Consider the following 23,349-nt stretch of genomic DNA (forward strand, 5'->3'; position numbering starts at 1 on the left):
TGAACAGTATGAAAAAAATATTGATGACAGCCATGGCAGCCGTAAGCGTTCAGGTTGCTGTCGCTCAGAACTCGGCCGTGAACAGTGCCGTGCTAAACCACAAGAACGGCACGCTGGACAAAGCGCTGGCTGACATTAACAAGGCAACTGAGCACAAAAAGACACAGGATAAAGCAAAGACCTGGTTCTACCACGGTGTGATCAATCAGGACCTGATCGGTCACCCGATCTATGGCAAACTGGCTACTGAGAAAACGCCGGAAGTGGCGCTTGCCTCATTTAACAAAACGCTGGAAATTGACGGTGAAAACGGTCAGTTCGGTAAAATGGTGCCTGAGCGTATGGAGATGCTGTATGGCCAGATCCTGAACCAGGCGGTGGAATTCCACAACAGCCAGGACTGGGACAACGCCATCGCCAAGTATGACATGGCTTCTATGGTGAATCCTAAGGATACAACAGCCGTGCTTTATGCTGCTTACGCTTCGACTGCCAAGCAGGACTATGCCTCAGCGGTGAAGTATTATGATAAGTTGATCAGCATTGGTCACACAACGGAAGATGTATACAAAAACAAAATTCAGTTGCAGCAGGCCATTGAAGCACCGGATGATGTGGTAATGGCGTCTATCGCTGCTGGTCTGGAGAAGCATCCGAACAGCGTATACCTGATGCAGGAAGAACTGCGTTACTACCTGAAAAACGACCGTGCTGACGAAGCGATGGCTAAGCTTGACAAAGCGATCGAAGCCGACCCTAAAAATGCCAGCCTGTATGCCGTTCGTGGTAACCTGCAAGAGCGCAAAGGAAACATCGACGAGGCTTACAATAACTACAAGAAAGCTGTAGAGGTAGATCCAAACAACTTCGACGGATTCTTTAACCTGGGCGTACTGGAGTATAACAAGGGCAGCGAGTTCAACAACAAAGCTGCTAAGATGGACTACGCTACTTACAAGAAGAAAGGTCCGGCATTGGAGAAGCAGGCCATAAAGCACTACGAAGCTTCATTGCCATACTTTGAGAAAGCCCTTGAGATTCAGCCAGAAGATCAGGCCACACTTGCCAACCTGCAGCGTGTATATACGCGCCTGAAGCGTACGGCTGATGCGGAGAGAATCGGCAAGAAACTGAAGAACTAATCTGATAGCATAAGCTTAAGAGAAGAGAAAGGGAGTCCAAAATAGACTCCCTTTCTTATTGCCATCTGTGTTATTTAACATAATATAAATTATAAGACTGATTATATACGAGTATTTATACTCTACAATAAGTGTCACTGATAATATACTTTATGTTAAGTAGATGTATTTTTAATTCTAAACCAGAAATCGATTACAGAATGTCGGAAATGACAGGATATTGTACATGGTGGCTACACGGTAACCTACTTTAGTATCTATAAGGGACTTTGAAGTTAACAAACTGTCTGTTGAACGCCTCTGTCACTTCCGAATGGTTAAGCCCTGATTCTATCATCTGTTCACGCAGCTGTCTGGGTACGCCTCTGGCTATCTCGGGCCAGTAAACCAGTATGAAAATTCTTACTTAACATAAAAAAAGTAGCCAGATGTATCACCTGGCTATTTCCTCTATACCTGTTATGGGTCTTAAACGATCACAATCGTATTTGCTTCGACTATCGTGGACTGAGCAAAATACTGCTCGAGTTTCGGCTGATTATCAAGGCTGGCGTACTCTTCGTCTCCACCTCTTGCCCAGCCCAGCACCGCCAGGGCGATGGCCGTTGCGATGGCTATAACGAAAGCAGGCCACCAGCCGTCTACCTTGAAATTACGCACCAGCATGTCTACCAGTTTGATCATCAGTGCCGTAACGATCAGGCCGATAATGGCTTCAAGCAGAAAAAAAGACACCAGGTTAAGCACGCCGCGCAGCAACCAGCCGATCGTTGCATTGAACAGACCGATCAGAAAAGCCACCCAAAGCGCTGTCAGAAAGCTCTTCACGTGCACCTGCGGCAGCGCGTATGACAATAAGAGAATGACACCGGCGCTTACTAATAAGTTGAGTAAAAAGTCCATAGTTTGTTTGTTTTAGTGACATTTTTTTGTCCTAATACGCATACAAACTTTAATGGATATTCGGCGGTGGAATTTCGAAGTTGTTTAGCCTAGGGTTGCTGTTTTAAATAGCCGTCTTTCAGCTTGTTACGGAAAGAATCCTCGAACTTTAAAACCTTAGGCCTGGCAATGGATACGACATAGGGGTCGTCGGGATTGTTGCGGTAATAATCCTGGTGGTAATCTTCGGCAATCCAAAATTTGCCTGCCGGTTTGATTTCAGTCACAATCTTGTTGCGGAATGTACCCGCATCCTCCAGTGCGCGAATGTAATTAGTGGCCTGACTCCGCTGCTTCTCATCATGATAGTAAATGGCGGATCGGTACTGCTTGCCTACATCGGGGCCCTGGCGATTCAATGTAGTCGGATCGTGCGTGGCGAAGAACACCTCCAGCAACTCCTTGTAAGAAATGACGTTTGGCCTGTACCAGATGCGCACCGCCTCGGCATGACCCGTTCTACCGTTGCTTACCTGCTCATAGGTAGGTTGCTCCTCTCTCCCACCGGTATAGCCGGACTCTACGCGGTCCACTCCCTTTAGTCTTTCGAAATAAGCCTCCGTACACCAGAAACATCCACCGGCAAAAGTAGCTTTGCTGAGCCCAACAGTATCCGGACTGTCACCGTAACTGTAGGCGCTTTGCTGTAAATAAGTTCGCTGCTCTCCTCCGGATTCTGTGCACATCCAAAGCAGGAGTAAAAGAGGGAACAAAAGAAAGGTATATTTCCGAACCATACGCCACAAGCCTTATTATTGGCTACGCTAATTTAACCGCGTTGGATGGGTTTTGTTGAAAAAATTCAGCAATCCCCTCCCGGGTTATCATTTACCCGTTATCCGGTGCCTGAATCGCATGCTTTTTATCGGCGATCACTTTGTCCAGGTCCCATTCCACCCGCTTTTTGAGAGGCGCCCGCCGCACGTTACAGTCTGATTTGGTGCAGATCGGACAGGATACTTCCACACAAGGGTCGGTATGAATAAAGAGCTCAATATCAGGATCGATCTGTTCCCGCACAAGCGCCCCAACGGCCTCCACTTCTTCGTGCGCCTCCAGCACGGTGAGGTACCAGGGCACAGTCAGGTGACAGTCTATGTGCAATGTGTTGCCGTACTTGATCACGCGCAGGTTGTGAATATCGATCCAGTTTTCGCGCCGGTTATCGTTCAGTACCCGTACAATGCGCTTCAGTAATTCATAGTCAGCCTCATCCATAATCCCTGCCAGCGAGGCCCGCAGGATACGATAGCCTGTGTAACAGATGAAGGCACCGAATAGAATGGCCACCGCACTGTCCAGCCATACCTGTCCGGTCAGGTATAGCAGTAGCAGGCCGATCAGTATACCTGCCGTAGAATAGGCATCGGTTTTGAGGTGCTTGCCACCGGCCACCAGTACCATGGAATTGGCGCTGTTGCCTCGGCGCTCAGTTACGTAACCAACTATGAAATTGATGATACCCGAAATGGCGATCAGGTATATACCTGAATCGAGCCTGGAAATGACCTGTGGCTCAAACAGGTTGTAAAAGGATTTAAGAATAATGGCCCCTCCTGCCACCAGAATCAAAGAGCCCTCCAGGGTGGCGGCAACAAACTCTATCTTGCCGTGCCCATAGGGGTGGTTGAGATCTTTCGGTCGCGCAGAAAGCACCAGGCTGTAAAGTGAAAACCCACCGGCCACCACATTGATAATGGACTCTAAGGCATCGGTGAGAATCGCATTGGAGTTGGTCAGATAATAGGCCAGGAACTTGGCAAAAAGCAGCAACACACCCACTACCAGCACAAGTAGTTGCATGCGTACGTTCTCGCTTTGCTGCGGCGGCATTTTATTCATTGCAGATAACTGGATTCCGGCAGGTGCATGGCACACCGTCCTATACCTTACAAGATACAAGGTACAGGCGCCTGAGACAAACTTAATGTAAAATAGTGGGTAGAAAGGCGGCCAGTTAACCTAGCTCAGTGTGTCTGTCAGATCAAGCCAATTTGGATTCATGGACTCCACCAGACGCAGATGTTCCTCGGGGCCGGACGATTTGATGCGCTGTTCACGCACCCGTGCTATTTCTTCCAGATCGTAGTGCTCGTAATACACCAGTTTGGCCTGACTGGAAGGGCCATCTTTGGCAGCCATTTGCCGGAGCAGGTCCTCAGAGACGCCAATGAACAGCTGTGGCAGGGACTGATCGCCCATGATGTATACATAGAAGTGATTGATGTGCTGGTTTGGCTGCATAGCAAAGGTGAGTTTGTAACAAGGTATACGAAAGAAGATATACCTGGTTAGGAAGCCTGCAGCCACTGGCGGGCATCCTCTGGAAGGAAGAAAGTACGCATGGCAATACCGGAGCTACTGTCCACCGTGTTGTCAATCTCAAGCTGCGTGAAGAATTCATAGGAATACACCCAGGCAAAAGACTGCACGCCTGCTTCTCGCAAACCGGGTATCCATACCTTGCCCATCCATTTGGTGTCCCCCGAATGGCCTGTCACCTTCGAGTTGTCATTCAGGATTTTGGTGATCTTATATTCATGCACATAATCAAGGATTTTCATACACCCCGCATGCCCTTTTGCTGAGTCCAGCCAGCCCTGCCAGTCAGATAGCAACAGTTTTTCTCCTGCATTCACCCTGATTTCAAGGTAATCGCTGCTGTGCACCAATTGTTCTTTATTTTCATGTACATGGAACATAGCGATCGTTTGGATTATCCTTTTCTTGTATTTTTCTACACAATCGATTGACTTAAAGTTACTTATGCCGGGCTATTCATTTAATTATCCTACTTATAAATCTTTAAATGTAAAGCTTATTGAACTATAGCACCTCTAATTTTCATTGTACTGATACAGCCTCTTCACTTGAAAACATACATGAAGCAATATAGAGACAATTATTGCCAAATCAGCTACGACCCTAACTCCAATCAGGTATACCTGAAATGGCTCCTTCCTCCAGATGAGCAGGCACTCCTGTGCAGCTACGAAAAGGGCCTTGATATGGCCATTTCGAATCAGGCTGCGAGTTGGGTGACTGATAGCAGCATTGGGTTTCAGGTAGATATATCGATGCAGCACGCCCTGGCCCAACTGGCAGCCAGCCGGTTACAGCAAACTTCGCTGAAGCGGTTTGCACGTGTTACGCCCATTGATGTATTCCAGGAAATTGTCACGCACAAAATATGCAATCACATCAACGACTTGAGCACAAAGCGAATCGAATTCGAGGTTTTTCATGACCCGAAAGACGCCCAGACCTGGGGTACGCTGGCAAGTCATTTATGCGTAAATTGAATTCCGAAACTAAAGCAAACCAAAGCTGAACACATGACACTTGGACCCAAATTAGTCGAAAAGCTTGACAAACTGTACGCACCCGACAGTAAGCTCGACCAGCACTACAATGGGAAGGACCTGACTTTTATCACCAACGAAAATGGCGAGGCGGTTACCTTGTTTATAGGCAAACGCCTGGAAGACGGTGCGATCTCAGGGGAGCGCTATGTGCGTAAGATCGTGCGCGATAACAAAACCGGCAAAGTAGTGCGCAGCCACTGGGACCTGAAGGGAAAAGTCACCAGAAGCACCTGATTCTACAGTTCCTGCATGTCAAAATCTTTCCCGCGGCCATACCGGATCAGGTCGTTCAGCATGAACACGTCCAGCGTATGCAGGTCTTTCACCAGAAAGCTGCCTTCTTCGGGGATGTCCAGCACCTGAAACTCGAAGCGCTCGCCGTAATTCTCCATCACATACTTTTTCCCTTTCCGAAGGTTGTCAAACGATATGGCCATGCTGTGTCTTCTCCTAAGATTTTCGGCAAGTATAGGCAGCTTTCCGTTCAATTCTTACCAGATAGGCTATCTTTGCTGAAAAATAATTTAACGTGCTAGAGATCATATACGAGGACGAAAGCTATGTAGCGGTGAACAAACCAAATGGTTTGCTGGTGCACCGCACGCGCATTGCAGAAGAGAAAAAAGAGTTCGCTCTCCAGATGCTGCGCGACCAGCTAGGCTACCAAGTATACGCAGCTCACCGGCTCGATCGCGGCACTTCGGGCGTGCTCCTCTTTGCAAAAAATCCGGAAGCCGTTACACCCATGGTAAAGGCCTTTGAAGAAAAGCAGGTGGACAAGGCATACTATGCCATCGTGCGCGGCTATACCCCTGAAAAGGATACGATCGACAGTCCCATCCGCCCCGATAAAGACCACAAGCACAAGGCTCCTCAGGATGCCGTGACGCAATACGAGCGCCTGGCTACGGTAGAGCTGCCTATACCTGTCGGCCGCTACAGCACGGCCCGCTACTCGCTGGTGAAGGTGGAGCCCGAAACGGGGCGCATGCACCAGATCCGGAAGCATTTTGCACACATCAGGCATTACATTGTGGGCGATAAGCGGCACGGCGACTGGCGACACAACCAGATGTTCCGGGAACAACTCGAGTCCCCGTTCATGCTGCTGCACTCGGCCTCGCTGGCATTTGCCCACCCTTTCCACAAAGGCTTCATTGAGATAAAAGCGCCACTACCACAACACTTTGAGCGCTTGTGCCTGCAGTTCGGCTGGAAGGAGGCATTGCTAAAAGAGGGGTTTGAAGACGTGTCGGTTTCAGGTATGGCGTAGCATCTGGTTCACCATTTCGAGCTGCAGTTGAGCTACAAAGGCATTGCGGGAATCGGCGTTTAGGACGGTGAGTAAATAGGCCATACGGGACATGCGCCAGTCCTGCACCACTTCCCCGTTTCTGGAGCGATAAACTACTTTGAAGTTCTCATGGAGGGGCACATGCATGCAATTACACACCTCCGTGGCCCGCTTTACCGCCTCACTTAGCTCCTGCAGATTTTGGCAGCCTTGCTGCTCGAGCAGGTCGCTGGCGTAGCAGGTCAGGTTGCTCTCGGCCAGGCTATCAACAAAGCTATCGATTGGACTATGGATGCTGAGATGGTCGATGGTCATTAACATGGCATTCGGCTTAAAGTTCTATTTCACTTTTATACGCTGGCTGTCTTGCGCTGATGCAGTTCCCTGAGTCGCTCCATCAGGCCCCGCTCCTCCTCCGAGAGATGAACTGGTAGCTGCACTTCTATCTTTACGTACAAATCTCCGTGCTGGTCTGCTTTGCCGTATACGGACATCCCCTTTCCGCGCAGGCGCAGGGTCTTGCCATTCTGTGTGCCGGCTGGTATTTTAAGCCTCAACTTACCGGTCAGTGTACTGACGTGCTCCTCCCCTCCCAATATGGCGGTATACATGTCGAGGCTCAGCTTCGTGTGCAGATCATCCCCCTGTCGCTCAAAGCCCGGAAGAGGCTGCACCTGCACCCGTATGTACAGGTCACCGGCCGTGCCGCCCGCCATGGCAGGGCCTCCTTTGCCCTTGATCTTGAGCACCTGACCGTCCGCCACGCCCGGCTTTGTCGTGATCCGAAGCTGCTGGCCGTTGACGGTTAGCAAACGGGAGGTACCAGTGTAGGCTTCCTGCAGGGTGATGAGCATCTCGGCTTCATAGTCCTGGCCTTTGGGCGCCCGCCTGCCGGAGCGGAAACCACCGCCCTGCTGCGCGAAACCTCCTCCGAAGAACTGCTCGAAGAAATCAGAAAAACCGCTTCCTCCTCCGAACATATCCCCCATGTCGCCTTCGTAGTAAGTGCCGCCCCCCCCGCCGGGTCTTCCCTGGTGGGGTCCGCCCTGCTGCTGGAAATGCCGCCAGTTGGCACCCAGTTCGTCGTACTGCTTGCGCTTCTGTTCATCTCCCAGCACTTCGTAGGCCTCACTGATGTCCTTGAACTTCTCTTCGGCTGCTTTGTCGCCTTTGGTTTTATCCGGGTGATACTTCTTGGCTAAAGCACGGTAGGCCTTTTTGATATCGGCCTGGGAGGCAGACTTCTCTACGCCCAGTATCTTGTAATAGTCCTTGTAGTCCATGCACGTAAAGGTATAAAGGTCAGCTACAGGTATAAAACGCAAACCTGCACCAGGGGTTAAGCAGGTATAAAACAAATAAGCACCGCCCCGGGAGGCAGTGCTTATGGTGTCTAAAAAATGTCTGAACGTTAGATGGTGTCTGTCACGACGAGCAGTGCGTAGATCACACCCGGAATCCAGAAGAGTAGCGTCAGGATAAGGCTGATCCAGAACTGCGTGCCTATACCTACGTGCAGGAACACGGCCAATGGAGGAAGTAATACAGCCAGGATGATCTTAATGATGCTCAGATCACCACCGCGGCGGTCTTGCTTCAGGGCTTCACGAACCTCTTTCTTAAACTCCTTCTTCTCTAATTTGGTCATACTGGCAAGGCGCTCTTTTGCCATGGCCAGGGCCTCTGCTTCAGTCATTGTTACCTCTTCGGTGGTAGGTGCTATCGGGGCAACTTTAGGAGCTGGCGCCACAGGGGCGGCAGGTACGGCGGCGCTTGCCTCCAGCATTGGCTCCGCTACTGCTTTTTCAGCGGCTTTCTCTTCGGCTGCAGCCATGGCAACTTCACTCAATGATAGCTCAGGAGCTACTTCCTGCTTTGCTGCGGGCTTCTTCAAGTCATGGTAAGGTGCCTGCTTGTGGCCAGCAAACTCGTAGTACTTGGCTGAGCTACAGGCGAACATCAGTTGCGCGGCTATCAGAACAAATACCAGGTTAAGTAAACTTTTAATCTTCATAGTTTTAGGATTTTAAGGTATTAAAATAAAAAGATTGATCCCAGGTTAAGGGCAAGTGCTATATGGAGAGATAGTGCTCTAGTTATATGCAAAACTCTTCATATATAACTTACAGTACTGTATTCCAACATATTTTGTTCTCTAAATAGTATGCTTCGAAAACAAAGCCCCGTTGCGGCTTACCAATTCCTGAAGCGTTCGGGCCAATAGCATCTGCAATTCCTGCCAGCGGGCACCTCCCTGCTGCGGGAATTTCTGGTTTACCTCGAGTTCGATGCCCACATACTCATTGGCTGTGAATTTACGACGCAGGTAGGTTGGGAAGCCATCGGATATACCCAGGTAGGGGTAGTTGAAGCGGACCAGTAGGTCTTTGTCTGCTTTGTTGAGCGCTGCTTTCCAATCTTTGCTGAAAGCCTGCTCGTGCTTCCGCTTGGGGTCATAGAGCAGTCCGATGTCAGCCTGGCGCTCCTCTCCGTTCAGCACCGGCGTAAAGGTATGAACAGCCACATGCAGCACGCCCCTTCCCGCCGATACGAAATCGGATACCATTTGCTCTACCTGCTCCCGGTAGGGTTTGTAGTGTTTTTCAAGCAGGCGCTCCTTTTCTGCGGGTGGCAGTACTTGGGTATAGGATGAGAAAAGCTTGGCATGATGCAGTGAACGGTTCAGCTCCACCAGAAGCCGGCTGGTCTCAGCATAGAAACCTACATCAGCGATTGGTTTTAGGGTATTATACAGTTCCAGTGCGCCAATATCGGAGCCCTGGTGCGTATTCAGTATTTCCTCGTGCCCCTGAAAGAGTGGTGCATAGGCAGCGGGAATCAGGTTTCCTCCGTGTTCACAAGTCAGTAGTAGTCTCAGCATGGTTTTTCAGGTATAAAAACGCCGCCCCACTCCAGGCAACGCGCAAGGCTTTGGTAGACCCGCCGGATGTCCTGCTCTCCGGGGCTTTCGCCCATCGCCTCCACGATGCGCTTGGAAAGACAGCCGCGCGACAAAATCACATTCAGGGCATAGGCGACATGGGGCTGCTCTTCGAGGTTGAGTGTTTCGGCTACGATGTGCTTCCACAGTTCGCCTACCGTGCAGTTATCCTGGCAGTCGAAGCCAAAGCAGTCGATAAAGTCACGGTCGTTGATCACAACTTCCTGTCCACTGCGTACCACCTGCAGGAACAGGTCCGACAATCGGTTTTCGTCCCACTGCTTCAGTTTGTCTATACCTACCCAACGCTCACCAACCAGCGCCTGTATAGCGGCTACCACAGCCTGCAGCACGGCCATGTCGGCTACCGGACTCTCCTGAATATCGATGATGCGGATCTCGATGGCACTGCGGTCGAAGCGGGCGATGGCACCGCGCGAGTTCAGGAATTCCTCTTGCAGTACGCCCTCCGGATCGTAGGGTGCCACGGCTTCATACATCCGGTTCAGGATCTGCTCCTGATAATCTTTTTGTGTGAACACGGCCTCTGGTACCACCTTCCCTGCAATCGCCGGAATCTTGCTCTGGTTGTGGCGGTATACCTCCAGGCGGGTGTCCAGCAAACCGGACACCTTACCGTCCAAAACAGGCGAAGAGGCAGCCAGGGCAGGTATAAGCGGCAGCACCATCCGGATGGCAGCGTGCAGCTTTCCGAACTCCTCGTCGTTGCCAAAGGGCAGGTTCAGGTGCGTACTCTGCAAATTGGCCCAGCCATGTCCGCGGCAGTCAAAAATGCGGTTGTAGGCTTCGTACACGGCATTGTGCTCGTGGGGCCATAGTTTGGTTTCCCTGAAGGGATCCATCAATGGGTGGGCGCCTGTCGGCAGCAGCATGGCGTTGTGCTTTGCGAGCAGCTGGTTTATCTTCCGGACATGCTCCTGGAAATCATTTTCCAGCCCTTCCAGGGTATGGGCGGGGGACTGTGTTTTCAGTTCCACCACATGCAGCACCAGTTCATTGGACCAGGCCATTTTGCCAAACTCCACATCCGACACGTAGGCGCCTACCTCGTCATAGATCAGCTGGTCAGTGATGGGCCGCACCTGCAGCGTGTCCCGGTCCACGATCATGTATTCCATCTCCACACCATAGCCTTCAAACAGGTGCAGTGTCGCGGGTTTAGTACTCATCTGTTCTAACGTTCTTGTTGTCATCTATGCGTTTCTTTATGGATTTAAGGATAGCGGTATAAAGCTCTTTTTTGAGTATCTGGTCCTCACAACCGGCGTCGATGCTGGGGTTGTCGTTTACTTCAATCACGTAGGCCTTTCCGTCAATCTCCTTAATATCCACTCCATATAGCCCATTGCCGATCAGGTTCGCCGCCTTGATGGCCGTGTGCAGCACCGCAAAGGGTACCTCTTCAAAAGGCACCGTTTCGGCATCACCTTCGGTATCATTCTTTTTACCGTCCCAGTTATAGATCTGCCAGTGCCCTTTGGCCATGAAGTACTTGCAGGCATAGAGCGGCTGCTTGTCCATGATGCCGATGCGCCAGTCGAAGTCCGTTGGGGTGAACTCCTGCCCGATAATCAGCTCCGAATCAACCAGCATTGCATCCAGTTCCCGCTGCAGCCCTTCACTGTCTTTGGCCTTCACCACGCCCTGTGAAAAGGAACTATCCGGTTTCTTGAGCACGCAAGGTATACCCAGCTCCTGCTCCACCAGATCGCGGTTGTCTTTGTGGATGATCATCGTTTTAGGTATAGGTACTTTGGCTTTTGTAAGCAGTTCCGCCAGGTATACCTTGTTGGTGCAGCGCAGGATCGAGATCGGATCGTCGATCACCACCAATCCATCAGCATACGCTTTGCGGGCGAATTTGTAGGTATGGTGGTTCACCGAAGTGGTCTCGCGGATAAAGAGCGCATCAAACTCAGCCAGTCTGCGGTAATCGTCTTTCGTGATCATCTCGACGTAGAAGCCCATGCTCTCACCGGCCTCCACAAAGTGCTGCAGGGCCTTTTTGTTAGAGGGCGGTTCCTTTTCATCCGGATCAACCAGTATGGCCAGGTCGTAAATTTTGTTGCGCCCGATTTTAGCGCCTGAAAAGCGGTGCCTCGCGAAATAGGACTTCGCAAAACGCAGCAGGTAGCGCCAGTGGTGCTCCGGTACGTCGTTGATAGGTATGGCCGAAATGCTCTGCAGCACCCACTCATCCTTATAGACAAACTGCGCCCGCAGCAGGGGCGCCTGGAACAGGTCATGCAATTGCTTGCACAGCTTCTCGTACTTCTGCGCCACATTCTGCCCGAAGTAAATGCTTAGGGTAAAAGACTTGGACCGCAGACTCCCGAGGGTTTTCTGGATCAGGTCGTTAAGCTCCACGGTAATAGCCCGTACGATGGTCGGGCTTTTGAGGTCCTGCATGGTGGCCACACTGGGTATTGGCTTGTGACCCCGCGCCTCGGCCAGCAGGGACACGTAGTAACCGGCGCTCTGGTATTTGTAAGAGCGGCACAGGTTAAAAATTCGGGCATTCTTTATGTCCGTATAGGCGGTATCTGTGAGGTAGGTTTGCACATCCACCACTTCCACGTCTTCTATCGCCACATCCCAGTCTTTGGGATAATCCACTACAACTATTTTTCGCATGGTTTATTCGTCGATGGGTTCAGAGTCCACTGGCTTGATGGCCAGCAGGTTGGCATCAAAAGTAGCCATGCCCAGCATAATGGAGTTGAGCAGGTGCGATGCTTTCACCTCGTAGTAATTGTTTTGAAAAAAAGGATTCTCCTGATAAGGGTCGGCCACCACAATCTGTTTCTGATCATCTGCAAAGCCACACAGCACCACAAAGTGCCCCATCGGGTAGCCGCGCACATCGTCGTACATGGAGTTGCCGGCTTCATCACTCGTTTCCCGGGCGCTCTGGTACAGGTAAGTAGCGCTGAGTCCAGTAAGCAGCGGAATGCCTTTCTCAAAATACTCGCGCAGCAGGCCTTTGGTCAGGTCGGTGCAGCGCAGCTCGCCGCCTCTTTCCAGAAAATCAATGTAAGCCAGTGTGGCTCTTTTAAACTTAGAGCCCTTCTTAAAAGCCAGCTGTTCCTCCAGTTTCACGATAATCTCCTCGTTGGTGAGTTGGAACCAGGTAGGATCAAAAATATGCAGGTTGTAGGTATAGATGCGGGCCTTATAACCCCGCTTCAGGGCATGGCAGGCCAGCAAAACCTCCAAAGTACCCCCTTCGTCCAGATACGGCACTTCTTTGATGACCTCGCTGAGCGAGATGGTATCTTTGAAATAACGATACACCGCATGCAAACTGGTAGGTCCGCAAGTGGAGTCGTCAGGTTGCGTATGGATCTTGATTGGAATCACAGGCAGCTATTTTGTGTTGCACTTTATATCAGTGTGCCTGTTATACGCGGACTATGAAAGAAGTTATCTGTATTTTAGAAAGAAGAAGTAACAGTATGCCGCAGGATCAGTGCCATTTCTGCGCTTAATAATTCCGGTTTATATTGGGGAATATAAGTCGAAAACGTATCTTGTCTTTTACATAACGCTTGTTTAGAATGAACTGGGCCTATCGGATTACAAAACGTGATAAAGTGGCATTTGCGCTGGGGTCAGTGTTTGCTATCATTATTCTGGCGAACTGGTTTGCCAGCTACAGCATCGGGCGGGTGAGCAACCAGTTCAGTGAGGTATACCACGACCGTTTGGTGCCTTCGCTGGTGATATCGGATGTGATGGAACGCTACTACCAGAACCGCCTGACGCTGGAGGACCATATTCTTTCAGGCTCTGCCGCCCAGCAAGACAGTCTGCAACAGCTCGTGGAAGCGAATACAATGGAGATCGAAGCACTAATCAGCCAGTTTGAGAAAACGTATTTGATCGAGCGCGAAAGTGCCGGGCTTGCTACCTATAATAAAGAGTTCGGAAAGCTGGTGGCGGTGCAGGACCGCATCTTAAAACTGAGCAGCGAAGGAGAAAAAGCACAGGCGGAGCACCTGTACCGGACAGAAGGGCATCAGGCCTTCCTGCACTTGCTGGAGCCGCTGCACGAACTGATCAAATTGCAGGGGGAAGTAGGAAAGGAATTGTACCAGTCAGCTGATAGACAAGTGAAAACCCTGAAGGTGCTCTCATACCTGGTGATCGGTATGTCAGTATTTATCGCCCTGCTGGTGGCCACGCTCCTGCAGGCAACCCGCAAATTAAACAATATCAAACCCCAGAATTTCAGAATGAATTAAGGTGTGAAGTTAAAAAGGCAGAAAGTTAGAAAGTTAAAACCGAAACTGTAACGGCTCTTTATCTTCCTAACTTTCTACTTTTCTAACTATTTAACTTTTTAACTTATTTCACCAGCTCGCTCAATGCCTGCTCTGCCCTTTCGAATTGGAAGCCGGCAATCGCCTGTTCCATCAAGGCAGCGATTGCCTGGGTGCAAAGATTGCCGATACTGCCCTCGTGGGTATGGGTGACAGACTCCGGAACGGCGAAGGTGCCCGCTTCAATTCGTTCGCCCACCACTTTATACGCATCCCGGAAAGGCATTCCAGCCAGCACCTCTGCATTCACGGCGTCTACGCTGAAGGCATACTTGTATTTCTCTTCGTCCATGATCTGATCACGCACCTGCAACTGTGGTAGCATAAAGGCCATCATCTGCAGGCAGTCCTTCAGTTCGGTGATAGCCGGGAAGAGTGATTCCTTGAGCAACTGCAATTCGCGGTGGTAGCCGGACGGCAGGTTGACGAGGAGCATGGATATTTCAGTTGGTAATGCCTGCATGCGATTGCATTTACCGCGCATGATCTCAAACACATCCGGGTTCTTCTTGTGCGGCATGATGCTCGAGCCGGTCGTCAGGTTATCGGGCAGGCCCACAAAGGCAAAGTTCTGGCTCATGTACAGGCACAGGTCCATCGACATCCGCGCCAGCGTGGCTGCCACTGAAGCCATGGCCGTACTCACCACCCGTTCCGTCTTACCGCGACCCATCTGGGCGTACACCACATTGTAATTCAGGGTGCCAAAGCCGAGCAGATCCGTTGTCAGCTGGCGGTTGAGCGGGAACGAAGAGCCGTAGCCCGCAGCCGAGCCGAGCGGGTTTTTGTCCGTGATTTTGTAAGCCGCTTGTAGTAGGAGCACATCATCAACCAGACTCTCAGCATAGGCACCAAACCAAAGACCGAAGGACGAAGGCATGGCCACCTGCAGGTGCGTATAACCGGGCAGCAATTTGTCTTTGTGGCGCTCACTTTGCTCCTGCAGCACATCAAACAGGGCTTTTACCTCCCACACCAGTTGCTGCAGTTCGTGGCGCAGGTATAGCTTCAGATCCACGAGCACCTGGTCGTTGCGTGAGCGGCCACTGTGGATTTTTTTGCCAGCCTCTCCTAGCTTGCGGGTCAGCTCCAACTCCACCTGCGAATGGATGTCTTCCACGCCCGGTTCAATCTCAAAATCACCTGCCACAATACGGCGATAGATGTCTTTCATCTCCTGCTGCAGCGCATCCAGATCTTCTTTCTCCAGCAAACCTACCTGCTCCAGCATGCGCGTGTGCGCCAGGGAGCCGAGTACATCGAAAGCAGCCAGCTGCATGTCAAACTCAGGGTCGCGGCCAACGGTGAATTGCTCGATCTCCTTTTTGACGTCGGTGTTCTTTTGCCAGAGTTTCATATTATGATTGAGTGATTTAGTGATTGCGTGATTGAGTGATTTTTCTTTCTGTTATTTCGAACGCTAGTGATATATCTGAATCTGGGTTTTTACATCCTGATTTCTCGCGCTGCTCGAAATGACATTTTATTTCGATTTCCGCTTGTGGCACTACTTTACTACCCTTTCCAGGATATCAATATAAAGCGCTATACCTTCTTCCAGCTCCTTCAGGTAGATGAATTCATCGGCCATGTGCGAGCGGGCGGAGTCCCCCGGCCCGAGTTTGAGCGAAGGTATGGAGAGCAACGCCTGGTCGGATGTGGTTGGGGAGCCGTACGTCGTGCGGCCCAATGCTATGCCTGCCTGTACCAACGGGTGTTCCATCGGTATAGAAGAAGGCTTGAGTCGCATGGAGCGGGGCGTCACTTCTGCCTTTACGTGCTGCCGTATCACTTCCAGCACCTCGTCCATGGAGTAGGCATCGGTCAACCGCACATCTACGGTGAACCTGCATTGGTCGGGCACCACGTTGTGCTGCGTACCTGCCTGCACCATGGTCACCGACATCTTCACCGGTCCCAGGTGCTCCGATACTGTCGGGAAACGGTAAGTTTGAAACCAGGTAATATCCGGGAGCGCTTCATAGATTGCATTCAGTCCTTCCTCACGGGCAGCGTGACCGGAGCGGCCTTGGGCGACACAGTCGAGCACCAGCAAACCTTTTTCGGCCACGGCCAGCTGCATGAGCGTTGGCTCGCCCACAATGGCCGCTTCCAATTCTCCCAGTTCGGGAAGGATCAGTTCAAGTCCGTTCTTCCCTGAAATTTCTTCCTCGGCGGTTGCCGCAAAAACCAGGTTGTAGCGGAGATCAGAGCGCTCATAGAAGTACAGAAATGTTGCCAGCAGCGACACCAGGCAACCGCCTGCATCGTTGCTTCCTAATCCATAGAGTTTGCCGTCTTCAATGGTAGCAGCAAACGGATCGCGGGTATAGCCGGTGTTGGGCTTGACCGTGTCGTGGTGCGAGTTGAGCAGCAGTGTTGGCAGCGCTGCATTGTACTGCTTATTAAAGGCCCATACGTTGTTGAGCTTGCGGTGAATCTTCACTCCTTTGCTTTCCAGAAAACCTGCCATCAGGTCGGCCGTCTTGTCCTCTTCTCTGCTGAAAGAAGGTATAGCGATCAGCTGCCGCAGCAGCGCCAGCGACTCCAGGTATAGATCCTTATGCATGACTGAGTGTGATGGTGGTTCCTGAAAAGGCGCCTGCACTGGCTGAAGAAGGAAGTCCCTCTGCTTCCCCGATCAGCACAGCGCTCACGCCCTGGCGGAGCGCTGCGAAGGCATTGTCCAGTTTCGGGATCATGCCATCCGTTACAATGCCTTTCTCTTTCAGTTCCCTGTACTTGTATTGGTCTATTTGGGCGATCACAGCGTCATCATCTTCTGCATTGGCTAACACACCTTTCTTTTCGAAACAGTACACCAACTGTACCTGGTAATGTGGTGCCAGTGCCGTAGCCAGTACCGAAGCGATGGTGTCGGCGTTGGTATTGAGCAGGCTTCCCTGCCCATCATGCGTAAGGGGTGCAAAAACAGGAGTAAGTCCGGCATTCAGCAGCGCTCGTATGGCATCAGCATTTAAAGTTTCAGGACCAGCTATATCCCCGGCAAAACCGTAGTCCACCGTTTTCACGGGGCGCTTGGAGGCAGGTATGGCATTAGCGTCGGCACCCGTCATCCCGATGGCGTTGCAGCCCAGTGCCTGCAGTTGTGCCACCACGTTTTTGTTGATGAGCCCGGCGTACACCATGGTCACCAGCTTGAGTGTTTCAGCGTCGGTCAGGCGGCGGCCTTCTACATATTGTGGCTGTATACCTAGTTGCAGCCCGATGGTAGAAGCGATTTTGCCGCCACCATGCACCAGTAGTTTTGGCCCGGGCAGTTGCGCGAAATCAATCAAAAAACGCTGCAACCGCTCCGGGTTATCTAATACATTTCCGCCTATTTTAATGATGTACATTTTTTGTATTGAGTGAATGAGTGAGTTAGTGATTGAGTGATTTGGGAATGATTCACTCATTCCTTTGCCCCCGCTCGCTTCCCGCCACTTGTGCATCTGACACATACTAGCGGTTAGAGTCCGCCTGATGGCTCACACTCGCCAGAGGCGAGCGTGGCAGTTCTAAATTGAAGATCAATCAACAATTAACAATCGCCAATCAACAATTAAATACTCTCCAACATCCGCTTCAATACAGCCTGCGCTGCATACAAACGGTTATTGGCCTGTTCGATGACCAGCGAGTTGGGTCCGTCCAGCACTTCGTGGCTGAGTTCCAGACCACGGCGCACCGGGAGGCAGTGCATCACTTTGGCGTCATTAGTCAGGGCCAGCTTTTCATTCGTGATCATCCACCCTTCTCCATCCGTAAGCACCTTGCCGTATTGCTCGTAGCTCGACCAATTCTTCACGTAAACGAAGTCCGCATCTTGCAAAGCCTCATCCTGGTTGTGCAGCACCTTCGCACCTTTTGTAAACTCTTCTGCCAGATCATAGCCTTCCGGGTTCGTGATCACCAGTTCCACATCCGCCTGCTGCATCCACTCAGCAAAAGAATTCGCCACGCAATGCGGAATTGGCTTGATGTGCGGGGCCCAGCTCAACACGACTTTTGGTTTCTTGCCTGCCGCAGCCTGCTCTTTGATCGTTACCAGGTCGGCCAGACTCTGCAGCGGATGGCGCGTCGCGGACTCCAGGCTCACGATCGGAGCTCCTGTCAGCTCGATGAATTTGTTCAGCAAGTCTTCGCTGTAGTCTTCCTCTCTATCCTGCAGCTTCGGGAAAGAGCGGATGCCGATGATGTCGCAGTATTGTCCCATCACGGCCGCGGCTTCGCGGATGTGCTCTACGGTGGCGCCGTCCATGATCACGCCATCGCGGGTTTCCAGTGCCCAGCCCTCTTTGTCGAGGTTCATCACCATCACGTTCATGCCCAGGTTCATACCAGCCTTTTGCGTGCTCAGGCGGGTACGCAGACTCGGGTTCATGAAGATCAGGCCAAGGGTTTTGTCCTGACCGAGCGATTTATGCGCGTATGGTTTGTTTTTTAGTTCAAGTGCTTCGTTTACCAGGGCGTTGACGTCCTGCACATCGTGTACGGAAGTGAATTGCTTCATCAGGCAGTTACTTTTTTGGTAAGGATGGATGAAAATGCTTTCAAAAACTGATCAACCTCTGCTTTGCTGATCGTCAGGGCAGGCAACAGACGTAATGTGTTTTTGTTGGAAGAACTACCCGTGAAGATGCCATACTGGTTCAGCAGTTCTTTGCGGATGGCAGCGCAGGGTTCGTTGAGTTCAATCCCGATCATCAGACCTTGTCCGCGCACCTCTTTTATACCCGGCATCCCTTCGAGCTGCTCTTTCAGATAGTGCCCCATGATGGTGGCATTCTCCAGCAGATTCTCTTTTTCTATCACCTCCAAAACAGCCAGCGACGCGGCACAGGCCAGGTAGTTGCCTCCAAACGTAGTGCCCAGCATGCCGTGGCGCGCCTCAATGTCCGGACTGATCAGCACGCCGCCCACCGGGAAGCCATTGCCCATCCCCTTGGCCACGGTGATCAGGTCGGGCTGGATGCTCGCATGCTGGTGCGCAAAGAATTTACCTGAGCGTCCATAGCCTGACTGCACCTCATCCAATATAAGCAAAGCACCTACTTTTTTACAGCCCGCTTCCAGTGCTTTCAGGAAGTCAACTGTCGGGATGTTTACCCCTCCTACACCCTGTATACCTTCCACGATGACAGCAGCCAGTTCCTGTCCATGCTCCTGCAGCGCCTGCTCAAAAGCAGCTACGTCGTTAAATGGCAGGAAGATGATGTTGTCTGTCTGGTTGATCGGCGCCACAATGCTTGGGTCGTCGGTAGCGGCCACGGCAGCAGAGGTGCGGCCATGGAAAGAGGCCTTAAAGGAAATAACCTTTTTGCAACCGGTCTGGAAAGAAGCCAGCTTGAGGGCGTTCTCATTAGCCTCGGCACCGGAGTTGCAAAGGAAAAAGTTATAGGTCTCGTAACCGCTGAGCTTGCCCAGCTTTTCAGCCAGCTCCTGCTGCATCGGCATTTGCACCGCGTTGGAGTAGAAACCGATGTCGTATAGCTGACGCGCGATGCGCTTGACATAGTGTGGGTGAGAGTGACCGATCGAGATAACAGCGTGGCCGCCGTAGAGGTCGAGGTATTTTCTGCCTTCCTTGTCCCAAACAGACAAACCGGCTGCTCTTACAGGTTCGATATCGAAGAGCGGGTATACATCAAAGAGGTTCATGGCTATGGAATTAGATGTAAGAGGTTAGAAAATAGGTATAGAACAGTGTTCTTGGATATGTGAGCATTGTTGAATCGCTAGTTGTTGATTGTTAATTGTTTAACGAATTCATGGCGCGAGCGTCCTCGCTCGTGACTTGCTATCGTGGGGCCTCTGGCCCTTTGTGCTAAACTAAGGAAACATACAATCGGGCCAGAGGCCCCTCCATACTAAACACGAGCGAGGACGCTCGCGCTATAAAGCCTTTAAAACGCTGCCGCTTTTAGCTTTAAGCCTGTCGTTTCGTCCAGACCGAACACTAGGTTCATGTTCTGTACGGCCTGTCCGGCTGCTCCTTTCAGCAGGTTGTCGATCAGGCTGGTGATCACGAGCATGTTGCCATGTTTCTGCAGGTATAGCACGCATTTGTTGGTGTTAACCACCTGCTTCAGGTCCGGATTCTGATCGGTCACCAGGGTAAATGGATGTCCTTTGTAGTAATCCTTGTACAAAGCCTGCGCCTCTTCCAGCGACAGGTCTGACTGCAGGTAGGCCGTTATGAAAATGCCCCGCGCAAAAGGTCCGCGGTAAGGTATAAAGTGAATGTCCGGCTGGCCTTCTGCCTGCAGGTATAGCAGACTACGCTTGATCTCACGCAGGTGCTGGTGCTCCATTACTTTGTAGGTCGATACGTTCTCCGTGCGCCAGCTGAAATGCGACGTCGCGCTCAGGCTTTGACCGGCTCCGGTTGAGCCCGTGATGCCACTTACATGCACCTCGGCGTTCAGCAGGTTTTGCTTAGCCAGTGGCAGCAAAGCCAGCTGTATACCTGTAGCAAAGCAACCCGGATTGGCAATGTGCTGCGCCTGCTGTATCTGCTCGCGCTGCAGTTCCGGCAAACCATATACAAAGCTTCTGTCACCAGCTTCTACTACATCACTTGTAGTGTGTTCATTCCAGCGGAAATCCTGGCTCAGGTCAATGATCTTTGTTTCAGCCGATATTTCGTTCTCTGCCAGAAACTTAGCCGCTTCTCCGTGGCCGGCGCATAGAAAGAGCACGTCGACAGGTATAGCAACATCCGCTGAAAACAGCATTTCGGTTTCGCCCAGCAGATCAGGATGGACGGCGTAGACTGGCTTGCCTGCCTGGCTGCGGCTTTGCACAAATAGCAGTTCTACGTTGGGGTGCAGCAAAAGCAGACGCAACAGCTCGCCGCCGGCGTAGCCCGCCCCGCCTACTATACCTGCTTTTATCGTCACTGCCATTATAGTTCGGTGTTGTTGATCTTGTGGTACATCATGGCCTGGTTGCCGAAAATCTTCGAGAAGCCCTTCACATCCTCCCCGGACCAGGCATTGTTCATTTCGCCGTAGCTGCCAAACTTGGATGACATCAGGTCATGCTCCGACTCAATACCCTCTACCTGGAAACGGTAAGGCGCCAGCAAAATGTGTACTTTGCCGGTCACATTCTCCTGTGTGTCCTGCAGGAAGGTCTCAATGTTGCGCATAGTCGGGTCGATGAACTGCCCTTCGTGCAGCCAGTTGCCGTACCAGGTTGCCAGTTGGTCTTTCCAGTAAAGCTGCCATTTGGTGAGCACATGCTTTTCCAGGGTATGGTGCGCCTTGATGATGACCATCGGGGCTGCCGCCTCGAAACCAACGCGGCCTTTGATGCCGATGATCGTGTCGCCCACGTGGATGTCGCGGCCAATGGCAAACGGTCCCGCTATACCTTGCAGGGCCTGAATTGCCTGCACCGGGCTGTCGTATACCTTGTCGTTTATACCTGTCAGCTCGCCTTTTACGAAGTGCAGCGTCACGCGCTCCGGCTGCTCTTTGGTGAGCTGCGTCGGATAGGCGGATTCTGGCAGTGGCTGGTGCGAAGTCAGGGTTTCTTTGCCGCCTACGGAGGTACCCCAGATGCCTTTGTTGATGGAGTACTGCGCTTTCACGAAGTCATACTCCACGCCGTGCTTTTTCAGGTACTCGATCTCCTCTTCGCGCGAAAGCTTCATGTCGCGGATCGGGGTGATGATCTCAATATTGGGGATCATGATGTGAAAGATCATGTCGAAGCGCACCTGGTCGTTGCCGGCACCGGTGCTGCCGTGGGCCACGTAGTCGGCACCCAGGGCTTTGGCGTGGCGGGCAATGGCCATGGCCTGCGTCACGCGCTCGGCGCTAACCGACAGCGGATAGGTGTTGTTCTTGAGCACGTTTCCGAAGATCAGGTACTTGATGCAGCTCTGGTAGTAGTACTCGGTCTCGTCGAGGTTGGTGTGCTGCGCCACGCCCAGGTCATAGGCGCGTTTTTCAGTCTGCTGCAGTTCTTCCTCAGAAAATCCGCCGGTGTTTACCAGTACCGAATGTACTTCCAGTCCCTTTTCTTCTTTCAGGTACTTTACACAGTAAGAGGTGTCAAGGCCGCCGCTGAAGGCTAAAACAACTTTCTTCTTCATGTCTTTTTTAGATGCTTGTAGGATTAGTGTTTTGGTTTCCGTGGCTTTGTGCAAAGGTGCCATAGCCAACAGGTATAGACGGCTCTTCCACAGGTGTCAGGATCTGCAGCTGCTCGCGCGCAATCGGTTTCTGCTCGCGGGCCGGATCGTAGAGCATGGCGGTGCACAGGCAGTTGCTGCGATTCTTCATCATCAGGATCTCGTAATTGATGCAGCTTTTGCAGCCATCCCAGAAAGCGTCGTCGTCTGTCAGCTCGGAGTAAGTAACCGGGCGGTAGCCCAGGTCAGAGTTGATCTTCATCACGGCCAGACCGGTGGTCAGGCCAAAGATCTTTGAATCCGGGTATTTGGTGCGCGACAGCTCAAAAATTTTGTTTTTGATCAGCTTGGCCAGGCCACTCTTACGGAGATCCGGTGACACGATGAGACCTGAGTTAGCCACGTACTTCCCATGGCTCCAGGTTTCGATGTAGCAGAAGCCTGCCCACACGCCGTTGAGGTCGAGAGCGATCACGGCCTTGCCTTCCAGCATTTTCTGGGCAATGTACTCGGGGGTACGCTTGGCTATACCTGTCCCTCTGGCCTTGGCTGAGGACTCCATTTCATCGCAGATCTGCTGCGCATAACTGGTGTGTTGCGCAGTGGCAACGGTAATGATAAAAGGAGATGGATTCATTATAGAAATTATATACCGGGGCTATGCATATGCATAACCAGCTGATACAGAATTAGAAATAATTGAAACAATGCCTTAAAACGGATATACGGCTACGCATACCTTCATCAGGCTACAATCACTCACATAAAAATTTGGGAAGAATGACTACTACGTGGGTAGTCGGGAAGCACGTCGGCCTAGGGCCTGTAACGGACCACGGCATTAATGGCCCTCAAAACTATCCTGGCAGACAGGATAGAAAAAGACGCACCCTTCAGAGAAAGGTGATTTACCATCGCAGATGATAAAGTCGGCTTTTTTTTCATTTCAATTTGTTGGTTCAAATTTTATAAAAACAGGTCTTCGCCTGTTCCAGAAAGCAAAGGTTTGCAATTATTATCGGTAACTACAACAAATGGTTGTAGATTATGATAAAATTTACACCTTACTACAAAAAGTTACAACATTTAGTTTAAAATGCTTCCGATTCTTTGATAGATGCCTGCAAAAGCTAAGGGCTCGGCCAAGGGCACTCATCAAAATTTTAGCGGCATTGC

General features: G+C 51.4%; 26 protein-coding genes. 5 read left to right on the plus strand and 21 right to left on the minus strand.

The window, feature by feature from the left end; all coding sequences use genetic code 11:
• The first annotated feature begins 8 nt into the window (after positions 1-8).
• Complete coding sequence (locus tag IEV97_RS00400) at positions 9-1,142, plus strand: tetratricopeptide repeat protein (protein ID WP_188499542.1); 1,134 nt, start codon at positions 9-11, stop codon at positions 1,140-1,142.
• Between the two features lie 468 nt (positions 1,143-1,610).
• Here the strand turns inward: IEV97_RS00400 and IEV97_RS00405 are convergent, their stop codons facing one another.
• The 5 genes from IEV97_RS00405 to IEV97_RS00425 all read right to left on the minus strand — a co-directional run bounded on the left by IEV97_RS00405 (position 1,611) and on the right by IEV97_RS00425 (position 4,786).
• Positions 1,611-2,045 carry a phage holin family protein gene (locus IEV97_RS00405; protein WP_188499543.1) on the minus strand — a complete coding sequence of 145 codons (435 nt, stop codon included), beginning with the start codon at positions 2,043-2,045 and terminating at the stop codon, positions 1,611-1,613.
• Between the two features lie 89 nt (positions 2,046-2,134).
• A complete protein-coding gene (msrA, locus tag IEV97_RS00410; RefSeq protein ID WP_229733720.1) occupies positions 2,135-2,770 on the minus strand; it encodes a peptide-methionine (S)-S-oxide reductase MsrA in 636 nt (211 codons plus the stop codon).
• Positions 2,771-2,912: 142 nt separating this feature from the next.
• Positions 2,913-3,926 carry a cation diffusion facilitator family transporter gene (locus IEV97_RS00415; protein WP_188499545.1) on the minus strand — a complete coding sequence of 338 codons (1,014 nt, stop codon included), beginning with the start codon at positions 3,924-3,926 and terminating at the stop codon, positions 2,913-2,915.
• Positions 3,927-4,046: 120 nt separating this feature from the next.
• On the minus strand, positions 4,047-4,328 hold the full coding sequence (locus IEV97_RS00420) for a GIY-YIG nuclease family protein (RefSeq protein ID WP_188499546.1): 282 nt from the start codon (positions 4,326-4,328) through the stop codon (positions 4,047-4,049).
• 47 nt (positions 4,329-4,375) lie between these two features.
• Positions 4,376-4,786, minus strand: a complete 411-nt coding sequence (locus IEV97_RS00425; protein ID WP_188499547.1) for a hypothetical protein — start codon at positions 4,784-4,786, stop codon at positions 4,376-4,378.
• 180 nt (positions 4,787-4,966) lie between these two features.
• Here IEV97_RS00425 and IEV97_RS00430 point away from each other — a divergent pair, with 180 nt between their 5' ends.
• Both IEV97_RS00430 and IEV97_RS00435 read left to right on the plus strand, forming a co-directional pair.
• The gene (locus IEV97_RS00430; RefSeq protein ID WP_188499548.1) at positions 4,967-5,386 is read left to right on the plus strand and encodes a hypothetical protein; all 420 of its coding nucleotides are present in this window, start codon (positions 4,967-4,969) and stop codon (positions 5,384-5,386) included.
• Between the two features lie 33 nt (positions 5,387-5,419).
• Positions 5,420-5,683, plus strand: coding sequence for a hypothetical protein (locus IEV97_RS00435; RefSeq protein ID WP_188499549.1), 264 nt, complete (start codon positions 5,420-5,422; stop codon positions 5,681-5,683).
• Positions 5,684-5,685: 2 nt separating this feature from the next.
• On the opposite strand, the gene IEV97_RS00440 is transcribed toward IEV97_RS00435, so the two are convergent.
• The gene (locus IEV97_RS00440) at positions 5,686-5,886 is read right to left on the minus strand and encodes a hypothetical protein (protein ID WP_188499550.1); all 201 of its coding nucleotides are present in this window, start codon (positions 5,884-5,886) and stop codon (positions 5,686-5,688) included.
• Between the two features lie 92 nt (positions 5,887-5,978).
• Between IEV97_RS00440 and IEV97_RS00445 the strand changes: the two genes are divergently transcribed.
• Complete coding sequence (locus tag IEV97_RS00445) at positions 5,979-6,722, plus strand: pseudouridine synthase (protein ID WP_188499551.1); 744 nt, start codon at positions 5,979-5,981, stop codon at positions 6,720-6,722.
• Here the strand turns inward: IEV97_RS00445 and IEV97_RS00450 are convergent.
• From IEV97_RS00450 to IEV97_RS00480, 7 genes are all read right to left on the minus strand, one after another.
• Complete coding sequence (locus tag IEV97_RS00450; RefSeq protein ID WP_229733721.1) at positions 6,708-7,064, minus strand: hypothetical protein; 357 nt, start codon at positions 7,062-7,064, stop codon at positions 6,708-6,710. The two genes, IEV97_RS00445 and IEV97_RS00450, sit on opposite strands and share 15 nt — an antisense overlap.
• Before the next feature lie 29 nt (positions 7,065-7,093).
• Complete coding sequence (locus IEV97_RS00455; protein WP_188499552.1) at positions 7,094-8,026, minus strand: DnaJ C-terminal domain-containing protein; 933 nt, start codon at positions 8,024-8,026, stop codon at positions 7,094-7,096.
• Positions 8,027-8,154: 128 nt separating this feature from the next.
• On the minus strand, positions 8,155-8,757 hold the full coding sequence (locus IEV97_RS19990; protein WP_229733722.1) for a YqaE/Pmp3 family membrane protein: 603 nt from the start codon (positions 8,755-8,757) through the stop codon (positions 8,155-8,157).
• A 141-nt stretch (positions 8,758-8,898) separates the two neighbouring features.
• Positions 8,899-9,624 carry an N-formylglutamate amidohydrolase gene (locus tag IEV97_RS00465; protein ID WP_188499553.1) on the minus strand — a complete coding sequence of 242 codons (726 nt, stop codon included), beginning with the start codon at positions 9,622-9,624 and terminating at the stop codon, positions 8,899-8,901.
• Positions 9,618-10,874 (minus strand): carboxylate-amine ligase, encoded by a 1,257-nt coding sequence (locus tag IEV97_RS00470; RefSeq protein WP_188499554.1) that lies wholly within the window; start codon positions 10,872-10,874, stop codon positions 9,618-9,620. The genes IEV97_RS00465 and IEV97_RS00470 overlap by 7 nt, the downstream gene beginning before the upstream one ends.
• Positions 10,864-12,339 carry a RimK family ATP-grasp domain-containing protein gene (locus tag IEV97_RS00475; RefSeq protein WP_188499555.1) on the minus strand — a complete coding sequence of 492 codons (1,476 nt, stop codon included), beginning with the start codon at positions 12,337-12,339 and terminating at the stop codon, positions 10,864-10,866. The genes IEV97_RS00470 and IEV97_RS00475 overlap by 11 nt, the downstream gene beginning before the upstream one ends.
• 3 nt (positions 12,340-12,342) lie before the next feature.
• A complete protein-coding gene (locus tag IEV97_RS00480; RefSeq protein WP_188499556.1) occupies positions 12,343-13,065 on the minus strand; it encodes a C39 family peptidase in 723 nt (240 codons plus the stop codon).
• Positions 13,066-13,262: 197 nt separating this feature from the next.
• On the opposite strand from IEV97_RS00480, the gene IEV97_RS00485 reads away from it, so the two are divergent.
• Positions 13,263-13,949: an MCP four helix bundle domain-containing protein gene (locus IEV97_RS00485; protein ID WP_188499557.1), complete on the plus strand. Its 687-nt coding sequence runs from the start codon at positions 13,263-13,265 to the stop codon at positions 13,947-13,949.
• 103 nt (positions 13,950-14,052) lie between these two features.
• On the opposite strand, the gene argH is transcribed toward IEV97_RS00485, so the two are convergent.
• From argH to IEV97_RS00525, 8 genes are all read right to left on the minus strand, one after another.
• On the minus strand, positions 14,053-15,384 hold the full coding sequence (gene argH, locus IEV97_RS00490) for an argininosuccinate lyase (protein ID WP_188499558.1): 1,332 nt from the start codon (positions 15,382-15,384) through the stop codon (positions 14,053-14,055).
• A 150-nt stretch (positions 15,385-15,534) separates the two neighbouring features.
• Positions 15,535-16,596: a M20 family metallo-hydrolase gene (locus tag IEV97_RS00495; RefSeq protein ID WP_188499559.1), complete on the minus strand. Its 1,062-nt coding sequence runs from the start codon at positions 16,594-16,596 to the stop codon at positions 15,535-15,537.
• The gene (gene argB, locus IEV97_RS00500) at positions 16,589-17,386 is read right to left on the minus strand and encodes an acetylglutamate kinase (protein ID WP_188499560.1); all 798 of its coding nucleotides are present in this window, start codon (positions 17,384-17,386) and stop codon (positions 16,589-16,591) included. The genes IEV97_RS00495 and argB overlap by 8 nt, the downstream gene beginning before the upstream one ends.
• A gap of 206 nt (positions 17,387-17,592) precedes the next feature.
• Positions 17,593-18,543 carry a Rossmann-fold NAD(P)-binding domain-containing protein gene (locus tag IEV97_RS00505; RefSeq protein WP_188499561.1) on the minus strand — a complete coding sequence of 317 codons (951 nt, stop codon included), beginning with the start codon at positions 18,541-18,543 and terminating at the stop codon, positions 17,593-17,595.
• A complete protein-coding gene (locus IEV97_RS00510) occupies positions 18,543-19,691 on the minus strand; it encodes an aspartate aminotransferase family protein (protein ID WP_188499562.1) in 1,149 nt (382 codons plus the stop codon). Before IEV97_RS00510 ends, IEV97_RS00505 begins: the two co-directional genes overlap by 1 nt.
• Positions 19,692-19,936: 245 nt before the next feature.
• The gene (gene argC / locus IEV97_RS00515; RefSeq protein WP_188499563.1) at positions 19,937-20,938 is read right to left on the minus strand and encodes an N-acetyl-gamma-glutamyl-phosphate reductase; all 1,002 of its coding nucleotides are present in this window, start codon (positions 20,936-20,938) and stop codon (positions 19,937-19,939) included.
• The gene (locus IEV97_RS00520; protein WP_188499564.1) at positions 20,938-22,134 is read right to left on the minus strand and encodes an argininosuccinate synthase; all 1,197 of its coding nucleotides are present in this window, start codon (positions 22,132-22,134) and stop codon (positions 20,938-20,940) included. Before IEV97_RS00520 ends, argC begins: the two co-directional genes overlap by 1 nt.
• A gap of 7 nt (positions 22,135-22,141) precedes the next feature.
• A complete protein-coding gene (locus tag IEV97_RS00525; RefSeq protein ID WP_188499565.1) occupies positions 22,142-22,810 on the minus strand; it encodes a GNAT family N-acetyltransferase in 669 nt (222 codons plus the stop codon).
• Between the last annotated feature and the right edge of the window lie 539 nt (positions 22,811-23,349).

The sequence above is a fragment of the Pontibacter amylolyticus genome (genome assembly GCF_014638845.1).
Taxonomy (GTDB): domain Bacteria; phylum Bacteroidota; class Bacteroidia; order Cytophagales; family Hymenobacteraceae; genus Pontibacter; species Pontibacter amylolyticus.

Bases quoted from the DNA above. Each gene is read 5' to 3' on its own strand.
- IEV97_RS00470 (WP_188499554.1), bottom strand. From the start codon at position 10,874: ATGAGTACTAAACCCGCGACACTGCACCTGTTTGAAGGCTATGGTGTG.
- IEV97_RS00440 (WP_188499550.1), bottom strand. From the start codon at position 5,886: ATGGCCATATCGTTTGACAACCTTCGGAAAGGGAAAAAGTATGTGATG.
- IEV97_RS00510 (WP_188499562.1), bottom strand. From the start codon at position 19,691: ATGAACCTCTTTGATGTATACCCGCTCTTCGATATCGAACCTGTAAGA.
- IEV97_RS00455 (WP_188499552.1), bottom strand. From the start codon at position 8,026: ATGGACTACAAGGACTATTACAAGATACTGGGCGTAGAGAAGTCTGCC.
- argC (WP_188499563.1), bottom strand. From the start codon at position 20,938: ATGGCAGTGACGATAAAAGCAGGTATAGTAGGCGGGGCGGGCTACGCC.
- IEV97_RS00495 (WP_188499559.1), bottom strand. From the start codon at position 16,596: ATGCATAAGGATCTATACCTGGAGTCGCTGGCGCTGCTGCGGCAGCTG.
- IEV97_RS00435 (WP_188499549.1), top strand. From the start codon at position 5,420: ATGACACTTGGACCCAAATTAGTCGAAAAGCTTGACAAACTGTACGCA.
- argH (WP_188499558.1), bottom strand. From the start codon at position 15,384: ATGAAACTCTGGCAAAAGAACACCGACGTCAAAAAGGAGATCGAGCAA.
- IEV97_RS00520 (WP_188499564.1), bottom strand. From the start codon at position 22,134: ATGAAGAAGAAAGTTGTTTTAGCCTTCAGCGGCGGCCTTGACACCTCT.
- IEV97_RS00450 (WP_229733721.1), bottom strand. From the start codon at position 7,064: ATGTTAATGACCATCGACCATCTCAGCATCCATAGTCCAATCGATAGC.
- IEV97_RS00415 (WP_188499545.1), bottom strand. From the start codon at position 3,926: ATGAATAAAATGCCGCCGCAGCAAAGCGAGAACGTACGCATGCAACTA.
- argB (WP_188499560.1), bottom strand. From the start codon at position 17,386: ATGTACATCATTAAAATAGGCGGAAATGTATTAGATAACCCGGAGCGG.
- IEV97_RS19990 (WP_229733722.1), bottom strand. From the start codon at position 8,757: ATGAAGATTAAAAGTTTACTTAACCTGGTATTTGTTCTGATAGCCGCG.
- msrA (WP_229733720.1), bottom strand. From the start codon at position 2,770: ATGTGCACAGAATCCGGAGGAGAGCAGCGAACTTATTTACAGCAAAGC.
- IEV97_RS00430 (WP_188499548.1), top strand. From the start codon at position 4,967: ATGAAGCAATATAGAGACAATTATTGCCAAATCAGCTACGACCCTAAC.
- IEV97_RS00485 (WP_188499557.1), top strand. From the start codon at position 13,263: ATGAACTGGGCCTATCGGATTACAAAACGTGATAAAGTGGCATTTGCG.
- IEV97_RS00425 (WP_188499547.1), bottom strand. From the start codon at position 4,786: ATGTTCCATGTACATGAAAATAAAGAACAATTGGTGCACAGCAGCGAT.
- IEV97_RS00405 (WP_188499543.1), bottom strand. From the start codon at position 2,045: ATGGACTTTTTACTCAACTTATTAGTAAGCGCCGGTGTCATTCTCTTA.
- IEV97_RS00420 (WP_188499546.1), bottom strand. From the start codon at position 4,328: ATGCAGCCAAACCAGCACATCAATCACTTCTATGTATACATCATGGGC.
- IEV97_RS00475 (WP_188499555.1), bottom strand. From the start codon at position 12,339: ATGCGAAAAATAGTTGTAGTGGATTATCCCAAAGACTGGGATGTGGCG.
- IEV97_RS00525 (WP_188499565.1), bottom strand. From the start codon at position 22,810: ATGAATCCATCTCCTTTTATCATTACCGTTGCCACTGCGCAACACACC.
- IEV97_RS00400 (WP_188499542.1), top strand. From the start codon at position 9: ATGAAAAAAATATTGATGACAGCCATGGCAGCCGTAAGCGTTCAGGTT.
- IEV97_RS00465 (WP_188499553.1), bottom strand. From the start codon at position 9,624: ATGCTGAGACTACTACTGACTTGTGAACACGGAGGAAACCTGATTCCC.
- IEV97_RS00505 (WP_188499561.1), bottom strand. From the start codon at position 18,543: ATGAAGCAATTCACTTCCGTACACGATGTGCAGGACGTCAACGCCCTG.